At 73.4% G+C, this 18,063-nt stretch carries 14 protein-coding genes and 1 rRNA gene; 7 read left to right on the forward strand and 8 right to left on the reverse strand.

The window, feature by feature from the left end; translation table 11 throughout:
• Positions 1 to 434 precede the first annotated feature (434 nt).
• Positions 435 to 1,959, reverse strand: a 16S ribosomal RNA gene (locus WDV85_RS10860).
• Between the two features lie 613 nt (positions 1,960 to 2,572).
• On the opposite strand from WDV85_RS10860, the gene WDV85_RS10865 reads away from it, so the two are divergent.
• Both WDV85_RS10865 and WDV85_RS10870 read left to right on the forward strand, forming a co-directional pair.
• A complete protein-coding gene (locus WDV85_RS10865) occupies positions 2,573 to 4,945 on the forward strand; it encodes a glycoside hydrolase family 31 protein (RefSeq protein ID WP_339570626.1) in 2,373 nt (790 codons plus the stop codon).
• A 129-nt stretch (positions 4,946 to 5,074) separates the two neighbouring features.
• Entirely contained in the window at positions 5,075 to 6,493 is a 1,419-nt protein-coding gene (locus WDV85_RS10870) for a four-carbon acid sugar kinase family protein (protein ID WP_339570627.1), read from the forward strand.
• A gap of 34 nt (positions 6,494 to 6,527) precedes the next feature.
• Here WDV85_RS10870 and WDV85_RS10875 read toward each other — a convergent pair whose 3' ends face one another.
• The 4 genes from WDV85_RS10875 to WDV85_RS10890 form a co-directional block, all read right to left on the reverse strand.
• The gene (locus WDV85_RS10875) at positions 6,528 to 6,965 is read right to left on the reverse strand and encodes a TA system VapC family ribonuclease toxin (RefSeq protein WP_339570628.1); all 438 of its coding nucleotides are present in this window, start codon (positions 6,963 to 6,965) and stop codon (positions 6,528 to 6,530) included.
• Positions 6,962 to 7,198, reverse strand: a complete 237-nt coding sequence (locus WDV85_RS10880) for a type II toxin-antitoxin system VapB family antitoxin (RefSeq protein ID WP_339570629.1) — start codon at positions 7,196 to 7,198, stop codon at positions 6,962 to 6,964. Before WDV85_RS10880 ends, WDV85_RS10875 begins: the two co-directional genes overlap by 4 nt.
• 41 nt (positions 7,199 to 7,239) lie before the next feature.
• Positions 7,240 to 8,133 carry a hypothetical protein gene (locus WDV85_RS10885; RefSeq protein ID WP_339570630.1) on the reverse strand — a complete coding sequence of 298 codons (894 nt, stop codon included), beginning with the start codon at positions 8,131 to 8,133 and terminating at the stop codon, positions 7,240 to 7,242.
• Positions 8,134 to 8,312: 179 nt separating this feature from the next.
• Positions 8,313 to 9,230, reverse strand: a complete 918-nt coding sequence (locus tag WDV85_RS10890; RefSeq protein WP_339570631.1) for an HNH endonuclease — start codon at positions 9,228 to 9,230, stop codon at positions 8,313 to 8,315.
• A 299-nt stretch (positions 9,231 to 9,529) separates the two neighbouring features.
• Between WDV85_RS10890 and WDV85_RS10895 the strand changes: the two genes are divergently transcribed.
• The 4 genes from WDV85_RS10895 to WDV85_RS10910 are packed head-to-tail and all read left to right on the forward strand — an operon-like array spanning position 9,530 to position 13,456.
• Entirely contained in the window at positions 9,530 to 10,312 is a 783-nt protein-coding gene (locus WDV85_RS10895) for a YkoF family thiamine/hydroxymethylpyrimidine-binding protein (protein ID WP_339570632.1), read from the forward strand.
• Positions 10,309 to 10,920 carry an ECF transporter S component gene (locus tag WDV85_RS10900; RefSeq protein WP_339570633.1) on the forward strand — a complete coding sequence of 204 codons (612 nt, stop codon included), beginning with the start codon at positions 10,309 to 10,311 and terminating at the stop codon, positions 10,918 to 10,920. Before WDV85_RS10895 ends, WDV85_RS10900 begins: the two co-directional genes overlap by 4 nt.
• Positions 10,921 to 10,949: 29 nt before the next feature.
• A complete protein-coding gene (locus WDV85_RS10905) occupies positions 10,950 to 12,650 on the forward strand; it encodes an ABC transporter ATP-binding protein (protein ID WP_339570634.1) in 1,701 nt (566 codons plus the stop codon).
• Entirely contained in the window at positions 12,647 to 13,456 is an 810-nt protein-coding gene (locus WDV85_RS10910) for an energy-coupling factor transporter transmembrane component T family protein (RefSeq protein WP_339570635.1), read from the forward strand. The genes WDV85_RS10905 and WDV85_RS10910 overlap by 4 nt, the downstream gene beginning before the upstream one ends.
• A 14-nt stretch (positions 13,457 to 13,470) precedes the next feature.
• Here WDV85_RS10910 and WDV85_RS10915 read toward each other — a convergent pair whose 3' ends face one another.
• Complete coding sequence (locus WDV85_RS10915) at positions 13,471 to 14,178, reverse strand: HNH endonuclease family protein (protein WP_339570636.1); 708 nt, start codon at positions 14,176 to 14,178, stop codon at positions 13,471 to 13,473.
• 162 nt (positions 14,179 to 14,340) lie between these two features.
• Between WDV85_RS10915 and WDV85_RS10920 the strand changes: the two genes are divergently transcribed.
• Positions 14,341 to 14,919, forward strand: a complete 579-nt coding sequence (locus WDV85_RS10920) for a hypothetical protein (protein WP_339570637.1) — start codon at positions 14,341 to 14,343, stop codon at positions 14,917 to 14,919.
• 13 nt (positions 14,920 to 14,932) lie between these two features.
• On the opposite strand, the gene WDV85_RS10925 is transcribed toward WDV85_RS10920, so the two are convergent.
• Together WDV85_RS10925 and WDV85_RS10930 are read right to left on the reverse strand one after the other, a co-directional pair.
• Entirely contained in the window at positions 14,933 to 16,048 is a 1,116-nt protein-coding gene (locus tag WDV85_RS10925) for a GmrSD restriction endonuclease domain-containing protein (protein ID WP_339570638.1), read from the reverse strand.
• A 71-nt stretch (positions 16,049 to 16,119) separates the two neighbouring features.
• A complete protein-coding gene (locus WDV85_RS10930; protein WP_339570639.1) occupies positions 16,120 to 17,766 on the reverse strand; it encodes a methyl-accepting chemotaxis protein in 1,647 nt (548 codons plus the stop codon).
• Positions 17,767 to 18,063 lie beyond the last annotated feature (297 nt).

Consider the following 18,063-nt stretch of genomic DNA (forward strand, 5'->3'; position numbering starts at 1 on the left):
AGATGCTCGCGTCCACTGTGCAGTTCTCAAGCTACGAACACGCCACCCCCACCACCGGCACCCACCCCCACCCCACCCCCGACACTCGAGGCGTCAGAGATCTTCGGGGGGCGGTATGACCGCAGGGACGACCCGCGCTCACTCCAGAGCAAACAAGCCTTCGGCCTGCTCCCTCAGGACCCAACAGCGCACCACGGCCCAGCCACCCCACCACCAGACGCTTCCCCGCACACCACCACGACCCCCGCACCCAAGCAGGACCCGCGTCAGCGGTACTCACCCCCAGCAGCCCAAGGCCACCAGACCAGCCGAACGTTCCACCCACGAGCACCACCCCGGACGCGCACGGCCCGGGCCTGGTCTCCGCACACCACCGTCCGCCACCACCCCCGCATGCGGGGATGCCAGCGCCGGCGATGCCAGATGCTCCTTAGAAAGGAGGTGATCCAGCCGCACCTTCCGGTACGGCTACCTTGTTACGACTTCGTCCCAATCGCCAGTCCCACCTTCGACAGCTCCCTCCCACAAGGGGTTGGGCCACCGGCTTCGGGTGTTACCGACTTTCGTGACGTGACGGGCGGTGTGTACAAGCCCCGGGAACGTATTCACCGCAGCGTTGCTGATCTGCGATTACTAGCGACTCCGACTTCATGGGGTCGAGTTGCAGACCCCAATCCGAACTGAGACCAGCTTTTTGGGATTCGCTCCACCTCACGGTCTCGCAGCCCTTTGTACTGGCCATTGTAGCATGCGTGAAGCCCAAGACATAAGGGGCATGATGATTTGACGTCATCCCCACCTTCCTCCGAGTTGACCCCGGCAGTCTCCGATGAGTCCCCGGCATCACCCGCTGGCAACATCGAACGAGGGTTGCGCTCGTTGCGGGACTTAACCCAACATCTCACGACACGAGCTGACGACAACCATGCACCACCTGCGCAGGACCCTTGCGGACCCACCATCTCTGGAGGATTTCCCTGCATGTCAAGCCTTGGTAAGGTTCTTCGCGTTGCATCGAATTAATCCGCATGCTCCGCCGCTTGTGCGGGGCCCCGTCAATTCCTTTGAGTTTTAGCCTTGCGGCCGTACTCCCCAGGCGGGGCGCTTAATGCGTTAGCTGCGGCACAGACCACGTGGAATGCGGCCCACACCTAGCGCCCAACGTTTACGGCATGGACTACCAGGGTATCTAATCCTGTTCGCTACCCATGCTTTCGCTCCTCAGCGTCAGTTACGGCCCAGAGACCCGCCTTCGCCACCGGTGTTCCTCCTGATATCTGCGCATTTCACCGCTACACCAGGAATTCCAGTCTCCCCTACCGCACTCTAGCTCGCCCGTACCCACTGCAGACCCAGGGTTAAGCCCCGGGCTTTCACAGCAGACGCGACGAGCCGCCTACGAGCTCTTTACGCCCAATAATTCCGGACAACGCTCGCACCCTACGTATTACCGCGGCTGCTGGCACGTAGTTAGCCGGTGCTTCTTCTGCTCCTACCGTCACTCTCGCTTCTTCGGAGCTGAAAGAGGTTTACAACCCGAAGGCCTTCATCCCCCACGCGGCGTCGCTGCGTCAGGCTTCCGCCCATTGCGCAATATTCCCCACTGCTGCCTCCCGTAGGAGTCTGGGCCGTGTCTCAGTCCCAGTGTGGCCGGTCACCCTCTCAGGCCGGCTACCCGTCGTCGCCTTGGTAGGCCATCACCCCACCAACAAGCTGATAGGCCGCGAGCCCATCCCCGACCGAAAAACTTTCCACCCCCCACCATGCGACAAGGGGTCATATCCGGTATTAGCCACCGTTTCCGGTGGTTATCCCAGAGTCAGGGGCAGGTTGCTCACGTGTTACTCACCCGTTCGCCACTGATCCGCACCCGGCAAGCCGGGCACATCACCGTTCGACTTGCATGTGTTAAGCACGCCGCCAGCGTTCGTCCTGAGCCAGGATCAAACTCTCCATCAATGCACAACAACCAAGCCCCTGCCTCTCCCTGAAAGAAAGAACTAGAAGCCGGTCTTAATACACCTGGAACAACAGCACCCCACCCACTGGCGAGCAAGGCACCTGAACGCCCCCCACCACCCCACAACAGGGCAGCAGAACACTTGACCAGCACCAGACGACACCGAGCCCACCGACGGCAGACCCAGCACCACCAGTCCAGCCCACAAAAAATGGCATTCGACTTCGGTACGCTGTTGAGTTCTCAAGAAGCAGACCCGCACACGGGACCAACCCTGTGAAGGCGGCCCCCGTGTGAGGCGCTCCGCACCGTTCCCGGCGCGGCTCCGAAACACTAACCCAGATCCGCAGGCCATCCGACCAACCCGATCCGGGCCCCACGCACACCCAACAGTCCAGAACTCCCGAAGGAGCACCAGCCTGACGGCCACGCGGAGTTGCCTCTCCCAGCGGGGACCGGCCACCGAGCTGGTGTCCGTTCCTCCCTCCCGGGCGGCGAGGAAGAACGTTAGGCCACACCGCGGGCGCGTGCAAACCCGCGGTGGCGGAGGGCGCCGGCGTCCCCCATCCGGCGGGTCTCGCCGTCGTCGGTGGTCGTCGGCAGACTCCCGTCATGCCGCTCCCGGAGCCCCTGCCGTCCCGCCCCGTCGCCGACCCGCGCGCCGTCGTGCAGGGCGACACCTACCGCTTCACCGTCCTCACCGACGGTCTCGTCCGGATGGAGCACTCCGCCGACGGCCGCTTCGAGGACCGGGCGTCGACCTTCGCGCTCCACCGGGAGCTGCCCGTCCCCGAGTACCGCGTGGTCGACAGCGGCAGCCACCTCGAGATCCTCACGTCCCGCTTCCACCTGACCTACGACAAGGGGCCGTTCACCACGAGCGGCCTGCAGGTCTCGGCGCTCGGCGGCATCACGCACCACGCCTCCGACTGGCGCTACGGGCAGGTGCCCGACGACCTCGGCGGGACGGCGCGCACCCTCGACGAGGCCGACGGCGCCATCCCCCTCGAGCCGGGTGTCGTCTCCCGCACCGGGCTCGCGCTCGTCGACGACGGCGGGTCCTTCTGCTTCGGGGCCGACGGTTGGGTGGCGGCGGACGGCGTCGGGCGCACGGACTTGTACCTCTTCACGTACGGGCTCGACCACGAGGACGCCCTGCGTGCGCTCCGGGACGTCTCCGGGCCCACGCCCGTCCTGCCTCGGTACGCGCTGGGCACCTGGTGGAGCCGCTACCACCGCTACACGACGGACACCTACCTCGCGCTCGTCGAGCGGTTCCGCGAGGAGGAGGTGCCCCTGTCGGTGAGCGTCATCGACATGGACTGGCACCTCGTCGACATCGACCCGGCCCTGGGCAGCGGGTGGACGGGCTACACGTGGGACCGCGAGCTCTTCCCCGACCCGCCGGCCTTCCTCGCGGCCCTCCACGAGCGCGGCCTGCGCGTGACGCTCAACGTGCACCCCGCGGACGGCGTCCGCCGCCACGAGGAGGCGTACCCCGCCATGGCAGAGGCCCTCGGGCGCGACGCCGCGGAGGGGCTGCCGATCTCCTTCGACGTCACCGACCCCGACTTCATGGCCGCCTACCTCGACGTCCTGCACCACCCCCTCGAGGAGCAGGGCGTCGACTTCTGGTGGCTCGACTGGCAGTCGGGGCCGCACTCGCGCGTGGCGGGCGTCGACCCGCTGTGGGTCCTCAACCACCTGCACTACCTGGACAACGGGCGGGACGGGCGACGGCCGCTGACCTTCTCGCGGTACGCGGGGCCGGGGAGCCACCGCTACCCCGTGGGCTTCTCCGGCGACACGGTCATCTCCTGGGCGTCCCTGGCCTTCCAGCCCTTCTTCACCGCCACCGCGGCCAACATCGGCTACGGCTGGTGGAGCCACGACGTCGGCGGCCACTTCTTCGGCACCCGCGACGACGAGCTGACGACCCGGTGGGTGCAGCTCGGCGTCTTCTCGCCGATCACCCGCCTGCACTCGGGAGCGGACGCCTTCATCTCCAAGGCGCCGTGGGACTTCCCCGCCGCCGCCCGCGACGTCATGGTCGAGCACCTGCGGCTGCGGCACCGCCTGCTGCCCTACCTCCACACGATGAACCACCGCGCCGCCGTCGAGGGCCTCCCGCTCGTCCAGCCGATGTACCACCGCTGGCCGCAGGCGCAGGAGGCGTACGGCGTCCCGAACCAGACGACCTTCGGCACGCAGCTCGTCGTCGCGCCGATCACCGAGCCCGCCGACCGCCGCACCCTGCTCGCCGCGACCCGCGCGTGGCTGCCCGCCGGCACCTGGGTCGACGTCATGACCGACCTCGTCTACGACGGCGACCGCGAGGTCCTCCTGCACCGCGACCTCACGACGATCCCCGTCCTCGCGCCGGCGGGAGCGCTCGTCCCCCTCGACGGCGACGCCCGCCCGGGCAACGGCACGGCCAACCCCGACCACCTCGAGGTGCTCGTCGTCGTCGGCGCCGACGGCTCCTTCGCGCTGCTCGAGGACGACGACACCACCACCGGCGAGCCCGTCCGCACCCCGCTCACCTACGACCAGGCCACCGGCCGTCTCACCGTCGGACCCGCCACCGGGCCGCTCGACGCCGTCCCCGCCGGGCGCACGTGGACGCTGACCTTCGTCGCCCTCGTCGACGGCGCCACCCCGGCCGTCGCCGTCGACGACGTCGCCCGGGACGCCGTGGTGCGCCGCACCGCCACGCGGACGTCCGTCGTGGTTGAGGACGTGGCGCCGTCCTCGACGGTGGCCGTCGACCTCGGGTCGGCGCCGTCGCTGCGCCCGAACGACGTCCACGACCGGGTCTTCCAGCTGCTCGACCGCGCGCAGGTGGAGCACGTCGTGAAGAATCGGGCCTACGCCGTCGTCACGGCCGACCAGCCCGCGGCGCTGCGCGCGTCGCGGCTGCAGGCGCTCGACCTGGAGCCGGCGCTGCTGGCCGCGGTGAGCGAGGTGCTGCTGGCGAGGGCGTGAGCACGCGGCCCTCACGACAGTCCGCAGGTCCGGCGGCACCGACCCCAGGCCCGCGGTCCCGGAGCGCGCGACCATGGTCGCGGGCGCCGGCACGGTGGGCGCTCGGTAGCGCACCGACGAGGAGGAGCGATGACGCTCGACGACGTCCTGACCGCCGCCGGCCCGGAGGCCGACACCACCGCCGCCGAGGTGGCCGAGGCCCTGCGCGCCGCCGGCACCACGCTCGTGGTGCTCGACGACGACCCGACGGGCACGCAGTCCGTCGCCGACCTCCCCGTGCTGACGCGGTGGGAGACCGACGACCTCGCGTGGGCGCTCGGCCGGAGCCCCGCGCTCTACGTCCTGACGAACTCCCGCAGCCTCGACTCGGCCGCCACCGAGGAGCGGACGCGCGAGGTGGTGCGGGCCGCGCTGGCGGCCGCCGCCGAGCGCGGCGAGCGTGTGACCTTCCTGTCCCGCAGCGACTCGACGCTGCGCGGCCACTTCCCCCTCGAGACCGACGTCGTCGCCGAGGAGCTCGCCGCCGCGGGCCTCGACCGGCCCGACCTCGTGCTGCTCGCCCCGGCCTTCCCGGACGCCGGGCGCATCACCGCCGGCGGCACCCACTGGACCCGCGAGGGCGGCGAGATGGTGCCCGTCGGGGAGTCGGAGTTCGCCCGCGACGCGACGTTCGGCTACCGCAGCTCGCACCTGCCCGCGTGGGTCGAGGAGAAGACGGGCGGCGCCGTCCCGGCGGACGACGTCGTCGTCCTCGACCTCGCGACGGTCCGCCGCGGGCCCGACGCCGTCGTCGAGGTCCTGCGCGGCGCGCCGACGGGGTCCGTGGTGTCCGTGGACGCCGCCACGCAGGTCGACCTGCAGGTGACGGCGCTGGCGTGCCTGCGCCTCGAGGAGGAGGGGCGGACGCTGCTCTACCGCACCGGCCCCGCCTTCGTGCGGGCCCGCGTCGGCCAGGAGGCGCCGGACGTCGTCGAGCACGTGGACGTCGCCGACCGCTCCGGCGCGGGCGGTCTCGTCGTCGTCGGCTCCCACACCGGGCTGACGACCCGCCAGCGCGACCGGCTCGTCGCCGAGCGCCCCGGCACCGAGGTCGTCGAGCTGTCGGTGCCCGTCCTCGTCGACGAGAAGCGCCGCGCCGGCCATCTCGACGAGGCCGTCGCGCGGGTCGTCGACGCCCTCGGGCGCGGTGACGCGCTGGTGCAGACGAGCCGCGACCTCGTCACCGCGGACGACGCCGCCGCGAGCCTCGCGCTCTCCCGGTCGGTCTCGGACGCGGTGGTCGACGTCGTCGCCCGCGTGCTCGCCGAGCGGCCGCCGCGCTTCGTCGTCGCCAAGGGCGGCATCACGTCGCACGACGTCGCCGTCCGCGGGCTGGGGATCAGCCGCGCCACGGTCGTCGGCCCGATGCTGCCGGGGCTCGTGTCCCTGTGGCAGCCCGCCGACGGGCCCGCCGACGGCGTGCCGTACGTCGTCTTCCCGGGGAACGTCGGGGACGACGACGGGCTGGCGCGGGTGATCGCGCGTCTGGCGGGAGCGGCAGGAACCTGATCGCGCGCGCCGGCCAGGGACGTGAGCCCCTCCCTCAGCTCACCCCCACCGGGCTGAACCACCGCAGACCCGGGAAGCGGGCGAAGCCCCGGTCGGCCGTCGCGAGACGCGCCCCATGGGTGACGGCGAGCGACGCGAGCAGGGCGTCCGGCACCAGGTTGCCGCGCAGTCCCAGGTCCTGCGCCGCCCAGCCGTCGAGGCGTCGCCACACGGCACTACCGGAGGGCAGCCAGGTCGAGCGCGGCGCCTGCACGAGCCGCTCCACGAGGGAGAGGGCGGCTGACGTCGGCGCCGGGTCCGCGAAGATCCGCGGGTTCGTGACGACGCGCACGAGGCCGCTGAGCACAGCGTCGTGGAGGGCCAGCTCCTCCGCCCCGCCGACGACCTCCGTGAGCCAGCTGGCGTACGCGTCGTGCTGTGGCGCCTCACGACGGAAGGCGTGCACGAGGACGTTGACGTCCGGCAGGATCACGACGTCTCGTCCAGCGCCGCCCAGACCGCGTCTCTGTCCTCGAGGTCCACGAGGACCCGGCCGTCAGCAGACCCCCACGACGGGAGCGGCTCGTCGGACGGTGACGTGCGCTCGGCAGCGAGGTAGGCGCGCAGCGCTTCCTCGATGAAGCTCGTCGTCGTCCGCCCCTCCTGGCTCGCTCTCTGCTTCACCTCAGCCATGAGCCCGTCGGCGAGGTTCAGCGTCGTTCGCATGCAGATCAGCATATGCGTGCATCTGCTGATCTGCATCGATCTCATCGCCGCAGGTCTCGCAGCGGCGTCTGCAGCCCGGAGGGTGTCGTCGCCCAGTCGTACAGCGACCCGCCGGCTGCGCCCGTCGCTCGCACGGCCTTCGCCATGGACCGGACGTCGGCCGCCGTGGTCGGCGAGCCGATGACGTGGACGGGGAGTCGGGCATCGCGGCTGGCCTCGCGGGCGAGGCGGACGTCGCTCGCCGTGTAGGCGCCCGCCTCGACCTTCCCCTTGCGGTAGGCCCAGTACGTCATCGTCGCGACGGCGTCGACGTGCGGCCGGATGGCGGCGAAGGGGAAGTCGGGCCACCAGTCCTTGGGCGCGTACTGCGCGAGTCCGGTGGGGCTCGGCGTGATGGCGACGAGCGGCTTGGTCGTCACCGCCCGCGTGCGCTGCACGAGGCGCACGACCCGGCGGTTGCGCTCGGCGACCGACGGGACGGCCGTCGACTCGATGTCGACGCCCACGCCGTCGACCTTCTCACCGGCGGCGGCGCGCAGGTGGCGGGCGTCCCGCTCTTCGTCGGTGTGCGTGGGCAGGTACCAGAGCACGACCTTCATGCCCCTGCGGTGGGCGCGGTCGACGAGGCCCCGCAGGCGCGCCGGGTCGACGAGCGTGGCCGAGCCCGGCCGAGAGCTCTGCAGGTACACCGTCTGGACGCCAGCGCTGGCCATCGTGTCGAGAGTCGTCGTCGTCACGGCCGGACGGCGCGGCGTCCAGTCGTAGAGGTCGATCCACGCGCCGAGGCCGGCGAAGGGCGAGCGGGGCGCAGCGTCGGCGGCCGGGGCGAGCAAGGCCGAACTGGCTGCGGCGAGAGCGCCGGCGGTGAGCAAGGCGCGGCGGGGCAGGGGCGAGCCTGCGACGGCGACGGCGGACGGGTGCTTGGCGATTTGCACAGGACCTCCTTGATGGTGCTAGCACCATCGGCCTTCAAGGGCGCTCACCACAGCGTCGTCACGGCGCCTCACCCCTATGCGGCTCACGTGACGCCCGGAAGTCAGCGCCCCTTCACCGAGCTGGCCGACCTCGCCTGCTTGACCGTAAACCCGGCGCTGAGCAGCTCAGAAGCCCAGCCTCAGGAAGCGGCGACGAAGTCCTGCCACCGCTGCTCCAGGAGTAGTGGGTCGGGTCGCTCCTTCTTGACCGCAGGCAGGACGCGTAACCGCTCCCCGTGGTGCTTCTGCAGACCCCAAGTGAGCATCGGCCCGTCAACTTCGTCGAGTAGGTCTTTGCGGATCATGACGACACCCTGAGGGTCAACTCCCAGGATGTTGGCGTCGAAAGCGGCGTGGTGGATCTTGCACATCGCCATACCGTTCCGCACGGAAGCGATGCCCTGCTCCTGCGCGTCGGGGATGATGTGCGCGGCATCGAGCAGTTGCCCGTGGGCCAAGGAGCAGACGGCACATCGGGTCGCATACGCACGCATCACTGTGGCGCGGAACACTGGCTGGTGGAGGCGTCGCCGGGTCTGGGTGACGATGTAGCGCCGCATCGTCTCCTCGACTACGGACCCAGCCGCGACAAGACCGTGACCGACGTCCGGGTCGACCACGAATTGCTGTTGCTCGACCTCTTCGTCGAGGATGAGGATTGGAAAGACGGGCAGGTACATGCCCGAGCTGACACCAAAGAACCAGATCAGGGGCACACCTCGACGCCAAGCCTGTCGGAGAGCTCGATTCTCTGGGTGAGAAGGGTCGTCACCGCGCCACTTGTAACGCAGCATGCCATCAGGGCCCGGCGCGTCGTCATATGGCCGCTCACGCCCTTCCTGCGTGTAGACCGTCCGGATGCTGAGGGCGGCTTCGAGGACCGCCGGCTTCCGGATGCCGCGCTGCGCATCGAGCAGCGGCATCCGCTCGCCCTCGAAGACGAACTCGCGAAGCACATCGGAGGGAATGGGTTCGCGTCCGTCCTCGGACCGAACCGTCAGCCACGCCATCGCTTCGCGGCGCAACTCTGCATCACGCTCGGAGGACCACGTCGCCACGGAACCACCTTGGCAGATGGATGAGCCGGACACTGCCGCTACGTCACGAGACGACACGAGCCGGCAGCGCCCCTGACGGTCCACCCCACCGCCGGGCTGGCTGATGCTCTAGTCGACACCACTCACGCGCAGTGCGTAGGTTCGCCCCACCCCCGGGGAGCGCAGCAGCGCTGAGAGTGCGGAGAGTCCGCAGACCCGTTCGACCTGATCCGGTTCGCACCGGCGTAGGCAGCAGGGCACGCGTCGTCGTCCGCCGTCGGCGCGTCTCGAGGTACCCGCGGGCCCGTGGAGGGACCGCCATGACTCAGACCCGACCAGCACAGACCCATCCGACCGAGGACACGGCGCGGATCACGACCGCGCCCGACGGCACGTCGCCAGCAGGCGCCGCCGCCCGCGACGCGCAGGTCCGCGAGCTCGGCATCGGCGCGCGCGTCAGTGTGCACCCGCACACCGACCGGTTCGTCGACGTCATCCTCGGCGCGCTCGCCGACGTCGAGGAGGCCGGTATCACCGAGGGCCTCGAGCTCTCGACCGACGAGGTAAGCACCTACGTGGGCGCGCGGCAAGCACCCGGCGAGCAGCGGCTCGCGCGCTACATCGCCGGGCTCGTCGCGGCCGCGTCGCGGCGCAGTGAGGGAGGGCACGTCGTCGCGCACGTGCTGCTCTCGCGGGGGTGCCCCGGCGAGGTCAGCTGCGACCTGTCCGTCACCGGGCTGCCCGCCGTCGAGGCCGTCGACGTGGAGGCCACCGGCGTGCACGCCGCGGCGCAGTGGTCGCTGTACCCGCTGCTCAACGCCGCCGGCGCCGGGACGCCAGGGGCTCTCGCCGAGCAGGACGGCGAGCACATGGCGCACATCGAGAGGGCCATCGCCGCCGCGCAGCAGCGCGGGACGGCCTCGGGCGCAGCGCACTACGCGACGATGCTGCGCGGGGACGTCGCCGACGTCGTCGCCACCGCCGTCGACGCCTGGGCGTCCGTCGGGGAGGTCGTGCCGCACGTCGTCACGCACCTGACGATCTCGGTCGGCTCCCCCAGCGCCCGGGGCGGCGCGAGCGCGACCACCGGAGACGCCCGATGAGCACCACGACCACCCCGCGCCGCAGCAGCCGCTGGCAGCTGCGCGACATCGTCCTCGCCGTCGTCCTGGGCGTCGTCTTCGGCTTCGTCTACTGGGCGCTCGTCCAGGCGTGGATCGGCCTGCAGGTCGCCATGGGCCCCGCCGGCGACCTCGCCCAGCACGTGCTCCAGGGCGGCTGGCTGCTCGTGGCACCGATCGTCATCGCCATCACCCGCAAGCCCGGCTCGGGGGTCGCGGCCGAGCTGCTCGCGGCGCTCGTCGAGGTGGCCTTCCTCGGCTCCCCCGTCGGCCCCGTGCTCCTGGTCTCCGCGCTGCTCCAGGGCCTCGGGAGCGAGATCCCCTTCGCCATCACCCGCTACCGGCGCTTCGGGTGGGGCGTCTACGCGCTCTCCGGCCTGCTCGGGGCGGCGCTCGTCTTCGCCTTCAGCGGCTTCCGATTCGGCTGGTACGGGCAGGACATCCTGTTCCTGCGCCTGGGGACCCACCTGGTCTCCGGCGTGGTGCTCGGCGGGCTGCTGGCCCGGGTGGTCGTGGACGCGCTGGCGCGCACCGGCGTCGTCGACGACTTCGCCATCGGGCGCGACCGCCGCTCCGCGGCCCGTCGGTGACGGGAGCCACCACGGGGCACCCCGCGGTGGTGCTGGACGGTGCGACCGTCCGGCACCACCGCAGGACCGCGCCGCTGCTGCAGGACGTGACGCTCGCCGTCGCCTCCGGCGAGCACGTGCTCGTCGTCGGGCCGTCGGGGTCGGGCAAGTCGACGCTGCTGCGCGTCGTGTCCGGCGTCGTGCCGCACACGGTGTCGGCCGACCTCGAGGGCACGGCGCGGGTGGCCGGACGTCCGACCGAGGAGACGAGCGTCGTCGAGCTCTCGCGGCACGTCGGGGTCCTCGCGCAGGACCCCGGCTCGAGCGTGTGCCTGCCCGTCGTCGAGCAGGAGATGGCGCTGCCGCTGGAGAACCGCGCCGTCGACCCGGCGGTGATCGACGGGCGCGTCGACGTCACGCTCGCCGCCGTGGGGGCCTCCGCGCTGCGACGGCGGCGGACGGCCGAGCTGTCCGGCGGGGAGGTGCAGCGGGTCGCGCTGGGGGCGACGCTCGTCGCCGAGCCGGACGTGCTGCTGCTCGACGAGCCGACGTCGATGCTCGACCCGGCGGGCGTCGCCGCCGTGCGCTCGGCGCTCGACGCGACGCTCGGGGACGGCGGACCGGCGGTGCTCCTCGTCGAGCACCGGCTGGACGACCTCGCCGGAGACTGCGGCCTGGCGGGCCTACCCGCCCGGACGGTCGCGCTCTCGGCGGACGCGCGCGTGCTCGCCGACGGACCGACCGACGTCGTGCTCCACGAGGCGGCGGCCGAGCTGGCCGCCGCGGGGTGCTGGCTGCCGCTCGAGGTCGAGCTCGCCGCGCACACCGGGCACCGCGGGGGGCTGGCCGCGCCCGCCGTCGCGGACGCGCTGCGGCACCTCGTGGCGACGGCGCCCGCCCGGGAGACGCCGCCGGCGGGCGAGCCGGTGCTGCGAGCGCGGGGCCTGGCCGTCCGGGCGCGCGGGGACCGCGAGCGGCGACGCCGCACCCGCCGCGGGCGGGAGGCCCAGGCCCGGGCCGCCGCGGAGGCGGCGCTGCTGCGCGACGTCGACCTCGACGTCCGTGCCGGGGAGGTCGTCGCGGTGCTGGGCGCCAACGGCACGGGCAAGTCCTCGCTGCTGCTCACGCTCGCCGGCCTGCTCACGCCCGCGGCGGGCGAGGTGCTCGGGGCGCGCCCGGCGATGGTGTTCCAGGACGCCGAGCACCAGCTCGTCGCGACGAGCGTGCGCGCCGAGGTGGCGGCCGGGCTCGACCCGGAGGCCGCGCAGGACGGGCGGGTGGAGGCCGCGCTGGCCGAGCACCGGCTCGCCCACCTCGCCGACGCCGACCCGCACCGGCTGTCGGGCGGCGAGCTCCGGCGCCTGTCGGTCGCGGCGATGCTCGTGCACGACCGGCCGTGCCTGCTCGTCGACGAGCCGACGCTCGGGCTCGACCGTCGCGCCGTCGCCGACCTAGTGCGGGCGCTCCGGCGCGCAGCGGCCTCCGGGCGGGGGGTCGTGGTGGTGAGCCACGACCTGCGGACGGTCGCGGCGGTGGCGGACCGCGTCGTCGTGCTCGGTGCGGGCGGCGTCGTCGCGGACGGTCCTCTCGCCGACGTGCTCCGCGACGACGCCGCACTGCGCCGGGGCGGGCTCGTGCTGCCACCGCTCGTGCGGTGGCTGCTGGCCGAGGGGCTCGACGGCGAGCGCGTGCGCGCCGCCCTCGCCGCGCTGGACGCCCCGGTGCGCAGCGACGCCGTGGTGGCGCCGTGAGCGCGCTGCTCGCCGGGGAGGACCCGCGGGCGTCGGTGCTCGCGCGACGCGACCCGGTGGTGAAGCTCGCGCACGTGCTGGCGGTCTCGCTGGGCGCGCTGCTCGTCCTCGACCCCGTGACGCCCGCGGTGCTCTACGCGCTGGGGCTCGTCGGCGCGGTGCTCGGCGCCCGTGTGCCGCCGAGGACCCTCGCGGTCGCGCACGCGCCGTTCGTCGCCTTCGCCGTCGGGCAGGTGCTCGTCAACGCCCTGTCCCGGCCGGGCGTCGTCGTCGCCTCGCCGGGGCCGCTGCGCGTCACCGTCGAGGGCCTCGAGGTCGGCGTCGCGCTGGGGCTCCGGACGCTGCTCGTCGGAGTGCTCGCCATCGCCTTCGTCGCCTCGACGAGCCCGGTGCGGCTCATGACGAGCCTGCAGCAGAACGCCCGGCTCAGCCCGCGGGTGACGTACGCCGTCCTCGCCGGCTACCGGATGCTCCAGGAGATGCCACGGGAGTGGGACGTGCTGCGCGCGGCCCACGCCGTCCGGGCGCCGCTGCGCCGCGACGGCACGCCCGTGCGCTCGCCGCGGGTGCTGCTCGGAGCGGTGTTCGGGCTCCTCGTCGTCTCCGTGCGCAAGGGCGAGCGGATGTCGCAGTCCCTGGAGCAGCGCGGGCTGGGGCTCGAGCCGCGGACGACGTGGCGCCCGTCCCCCCTGTCGCGCGGGGACGCGGTGATGGCGGTCGTCGTGGTGGGTGCCGTCGTCGTCGTGCTGGGCGCGAGCGCGGCGCTGGGGGTGCTGGAGGGGCCAGGCACGCTGTCGTCGCCATGACCACCCCTTCGCCGTCACGACGTCGTCCCGAGCGCGGGCACCTCCACCTCACCCTCGGCGGGCACCGGCTCGTCGGGGCACTCGGCCAGCACCCGGGCGACGGCGTCGCGCTCGGCCGAGGTGACCCACGCGCCGTACGCGGCCTTCACGGCGACCTGCCGGGCGACGTACGCGCACCGCACGCCGCGCTCCGGCGGGAGCCAGGTGGCGGCGTCGCCGTCGCTCTTGGCCTCGTTGACGTCGTCGTCGACGGCGAGGAGGTTGAGCGGGTCGTTGGCGAATGCCTCGCGGGTCTCGGCGTCCCACTGCTGGGCGCCCTTCTGCCAGGCGTCGGAGAGCGCGACGACGTGGTCGACCTGCACCTCCGGGCTCGTGTCCGGGCCGCGCTCGAAGTCGACGACGACGCCGGAGTAGGGGTCGACGAGCACGCCGGACCAGACGAGGCAGCCGTTGCGGCGGTCGAGGTCGACGTCATCGAGGTCGCGCCGCAGGACGTCGTTGCGGGTGTCGCAGCCGTTGCCGTCGACGTCGGCCCACCGCTCGCCGAACAGCTCGCGGTCGTAGCCGGCGCGCGGGTCGCGGTCGCGGACCTCGAGCGTCGCGAGGACGTCGAGCGCCGGGCCTGTGACCTCCTGCTGCTGCGGGGCGGCGCCGTCGAGGAGGCCGCAGCCCGTCGTCGCCAGGACGACGGCGAGCAACGCGGGGACCAGGCGGGCGGGCACGGGCGCCACTCTCCCCCGCCTGGCGTGACGGTGAGCCGAGGCGCGGCGGAGGTGGCAGCACGTCGACGGCTTCTAGCGCGACGTCGTGCTGCCACCTCCGGCTCGTCGTCTCGGGCGCGACGTCGAGGCACTGCTGTCGGGGCGCCTCAGTAGCGTCCCGCCATGACCGACAACGACCGCCCCGCTCGACCCTCGTCGAGCGGCTCTACGCCCGGTGACGCCGGCTCGCTGGACGCCGTCCTGGGTCCGTACCGCTCCGAGGACGCGAGCGCCGCGGGCGGCTTCCCCGACGGCTCCTACCGCGTCGACGAGGTGCCCCCGGCGACCGCCCGGGAGGCCCTCGACCTCGTCGACGAGTGGTGGGCCAGCAGCTTGATCAACGGCCAAGCACCCGCCCGAGGACTGGCGGACGTCGCCGGGGCCCTCGGCGGTCACCTCGTCGGGCACGTCAGCCCCGGTCGGCGGACGGTCCGCTTCGACGGCGTGCAGGTGCCCGCCGCCCGGGCACGAGACCTGGCCGAGCTCGTGCTCGCCACCTGGCCCGACCCGGTGGACCACTCGGGCAAGCCGGCGACGCCGGACGACGGCGTACCGCCACTCGACCGCGCGGTCGCCGAGGCGTGGGTGCGGCCGATGGACGCTGACAGCTGCTGGGAGGGGAGGGGCCGCGACCTGCTCGCCGGGGTCGACGACGTCGCGCCCCGGGCGCGCGACGGGCTCGTCGGCCTCTGGTGGGACTGACGACCCCTCGGCGTCAGCCCTCGCAGGCGACCCCATCGCCGTCGCCGTCGCGGTACCAGTCGTACTCGTGGTCGACGCCGCGCACGTACTCGCCGTACCCGGCGTCGAGCGCGTCGCCGCAGGTGTCGAAGCGCGGGTCGGTGCCGCCCCCGGCGGGTGCTGCGGGCGGCGCGAACTCCGGTGCGGGGGCGGGCGCGGGCTCCGGCGCGGGAGCCGGCTCGCGGTCGGCGGAGCCGCTGATGTCGAGGCCTGCTCCCCGCGGCGGAGTGCCCGTCGTCGCGGGCGTCGGCAGCGGCTCGCCGGGGCAGTCGGCGAGGACGCGGGCGACGGCGTCGCGCTCCGCCGCGGTGACCCAGGCGCCGTAGGCGGCCTTCACCGCGACCTGCCGGGCGACGTAGGCGCACCGGACCGAGCGCTGCGGCGGCAGCCAGGTGGCGGCGTCGCCGTCGCCCTTGGCGCCGTTGGTCGGGCCGTCGACGGCGAGGAGGTTGAGCGGGTCGTTGGCGAAGGCCTCCCGCGTGGCGGCGTCCCACTGCTGGGCGCCCTTCTGCCAGGCGTCGGAGAGCGCGACGACGTGGTCGACCTGCACCTCCGAGCTCGTGCCGACGCCGCGGGTGAAGGCGAGCGTCGTCCCGGTGTAGGGGTCGGCGAGCAGGCCGGTGAGGACGACGCAGCCGCCGGTGCGGGCGTCGAGGACGACGTCGACGAGGTCGCGGCGCAGGACGTCGTTGCGGGTGTCGCAGCCGTTGCGGTCGACGTCGGCCCACGCCTGGCCGAAGAGGTCGCGGTCGTAGCCGGTCTTCGGCGCGCGGCCCTTGACCGGAAGCGTCGCCAGCGCGGCGAGCGCGGTGCCGGGCGCCGGGGCGGACGGCTCCGGCGTCGCCGTCCGGGTCGGGGTCGGCTCGGCGGGGGGCTCGGGCGTCGCGGTCGGCAGCGGCTCGGCGGGCGCCGGCGTGGTCGGCGCCGGGCTGGGCGGGGCGCCCGTGCTCGGCGCGGGGACGGGCGCCGAGCTCGCCGGGGCCGCGCCGCCCGCCGGCGCGCCGGCGTCGACCGGGACGCCGCACGCGGCGAGCGCCGCGACCGCGAGCGCGAGGACCGCGCCGCGGGAGCGGGAGGTGGACGAGGGCACGCCCGACCCTCGATCGGGTCGGCGCCGCAGCGGGGCAGCCACGCCGGGCGCCGTCGTGCCCGTCACGCGCGTCAGTACGTGAACCGGCTGACCGTGCCGCGCAGGACGGCGGCGCGGCGGGCGAGGCCGTCGACGACGGTGCGGGTCTGGGTCAGCGACTCCGAGGTCACCCCGGCCGCCGAGGACACGTCCTCGATGGTCGCGGCGATCTCCGCGGAGGCCGACGCCGCCTCGGTGGCCGAGCGGACCATCTCGTTCGTCGTCGCCGTCTGCTCCTCCACGGCCGAGGCGATCGAGGTCTGGAAGCTGTCGATCTGCTCGATGACGGCGCCGATGCGCCCGATGGCGTCGACGATGCCGGCGGTGTCGCCCTGGATGCCGTCGACCTGGCGGGCGATGCCCTCGGTCGCGCGGGCCGTCTCCTGGGCGAGGTCCTTGACCTCCGCGGCGACGACGGCGAAGCCCCTGCCGGCCGCGCCGGCGCGGGCGGCCTCGATGGTCGCGTTGAGCGCGAGGAGGTTGGTCTGCTCGGCGATCGAGGTGATGAGCTTGACCACCTCGCCGATCTGCTGGGAGGACTCGCCGAGGCGCACCGCGGTGGCGCTCGTGTCGGCGACGGCGCGGACGGCCTCGGCGGCCACCCGGGCGGCCTCGTTGGCGTTGCTGCTGATCTCGCGGATCGACGCGCCCATCTGCTCCGAGGAGGACGCGACCGTCACGACGCTGCGCGTCACCTCGCCGGCCGCGGACGACACGACGGTGGCGCGCCCGCTCGTGGCCTCCGACGACTCCGTGATGCGCGCCGAGGAGCTCGACAGCTCGTCCGAGGAGGTGGCGACGGCGTCCGCCGAGGCCGCCACCTCCCGCATGACGCCGCGGAGGTTCTGCACGGCCGTGTCCATCGCCGCGCTCATCTCACCGAGCTCGCAGCGGCTGCCGTACCCGCTGGCCTTCGTGAGGTCACCGTCCGCGAGGGCGAGGGCGACGTCGCGGACGTCGCGCATGCCGCCCTCGATGCCGCGGGAGATGAGGACCGCCGCGGTGACGGCGAGCGCCGTCCCGCCGACGACCATCACCGCGACGAGGACCTGCACCAGCCGCTGCTCGCCGGCGAGGTCGGCGGCGGTCGCCCGGGCCTCGGCGAGGACGTCCGCGCGCAGCTCGTCGACGGCGGCGCTCGTCGCCTCGATGACGGGGGCGACCTGCTCGTCGTTGGCGGCCAGCCAGGCGTCGTCGTCGCCGGCCACGGCGAGCGGGCCGAGGGTCGTCTCGACGAGGTCGACGTAGTCGTCGAAGCCGGCGACGGCCTCGTCGAGCGCGGTGCGCTGGTCGGCCGGGAGATCCCCGGCGCGGACCTCCGCCGCGATGGCGTCGAAGCGCTGCTGCACCTCGCCCACGCGGTCGAGGGCCGCCTCGGCGCCGGCGCGGTCGACGGCGATGACGGCGTCCCGCACCGCCACCCGCTCGTCGCCGAGCAGGCCGCGCATGTCGCCGATGGCGCCGATGCGCTGCAGGTCGTCGTCGGAGAGGCGCTGCACCTGGTCGCTGGCGCGAGCGGACGCCGTGAGCCCGACCGCGCCGACGCCGAGGGCCACGATGGCGCCGAGCAGCGCCGTCGCGACGATCTTGCTGCGCGTCCGCTGGTCGTAGATCCACTGCAGCACGGGTGGACGGCGCGGGCCACCACCGGGCGTGCGGCAGGTGGGGTCGGCGCTCATGGGGCCTCCGGTGCTCGACGCGGCGCGCGATCGGCCCGCGGCGCGACGCGCCGCGACGGGTGGGTGAGGTGCTCCGCGGTCTCCTCACGCCCAGCAACTCCTTCGGCACGTCGGCCGCCGCCTTGAGCGTGGACGCGGCGACGACGTCGAGCGGCGTGGCGGGACGGGCGCGGAGTTCGAGGGTCGGCACGCCGCGACGTCGGCGCGAACGCGGACGTCGAGGGGCGGCGGACGGCGCGTCAGCCCTCGAACTTCGCGGCCGCAGGGGGTCGGGGCTGCGACGTCGCAGCCCTCACC

The sequence above is a fragment of the Pseudokineococcus sp. 5B2Z-1 genome, assembly GCF_037482305.1.
Taxonomy (GTDB): domain Bacteria; phylum Actinomycetota; class Actinomycetes; order Actinomycetales; family Quadrisphaeraceae; genus Pseudokineococcus.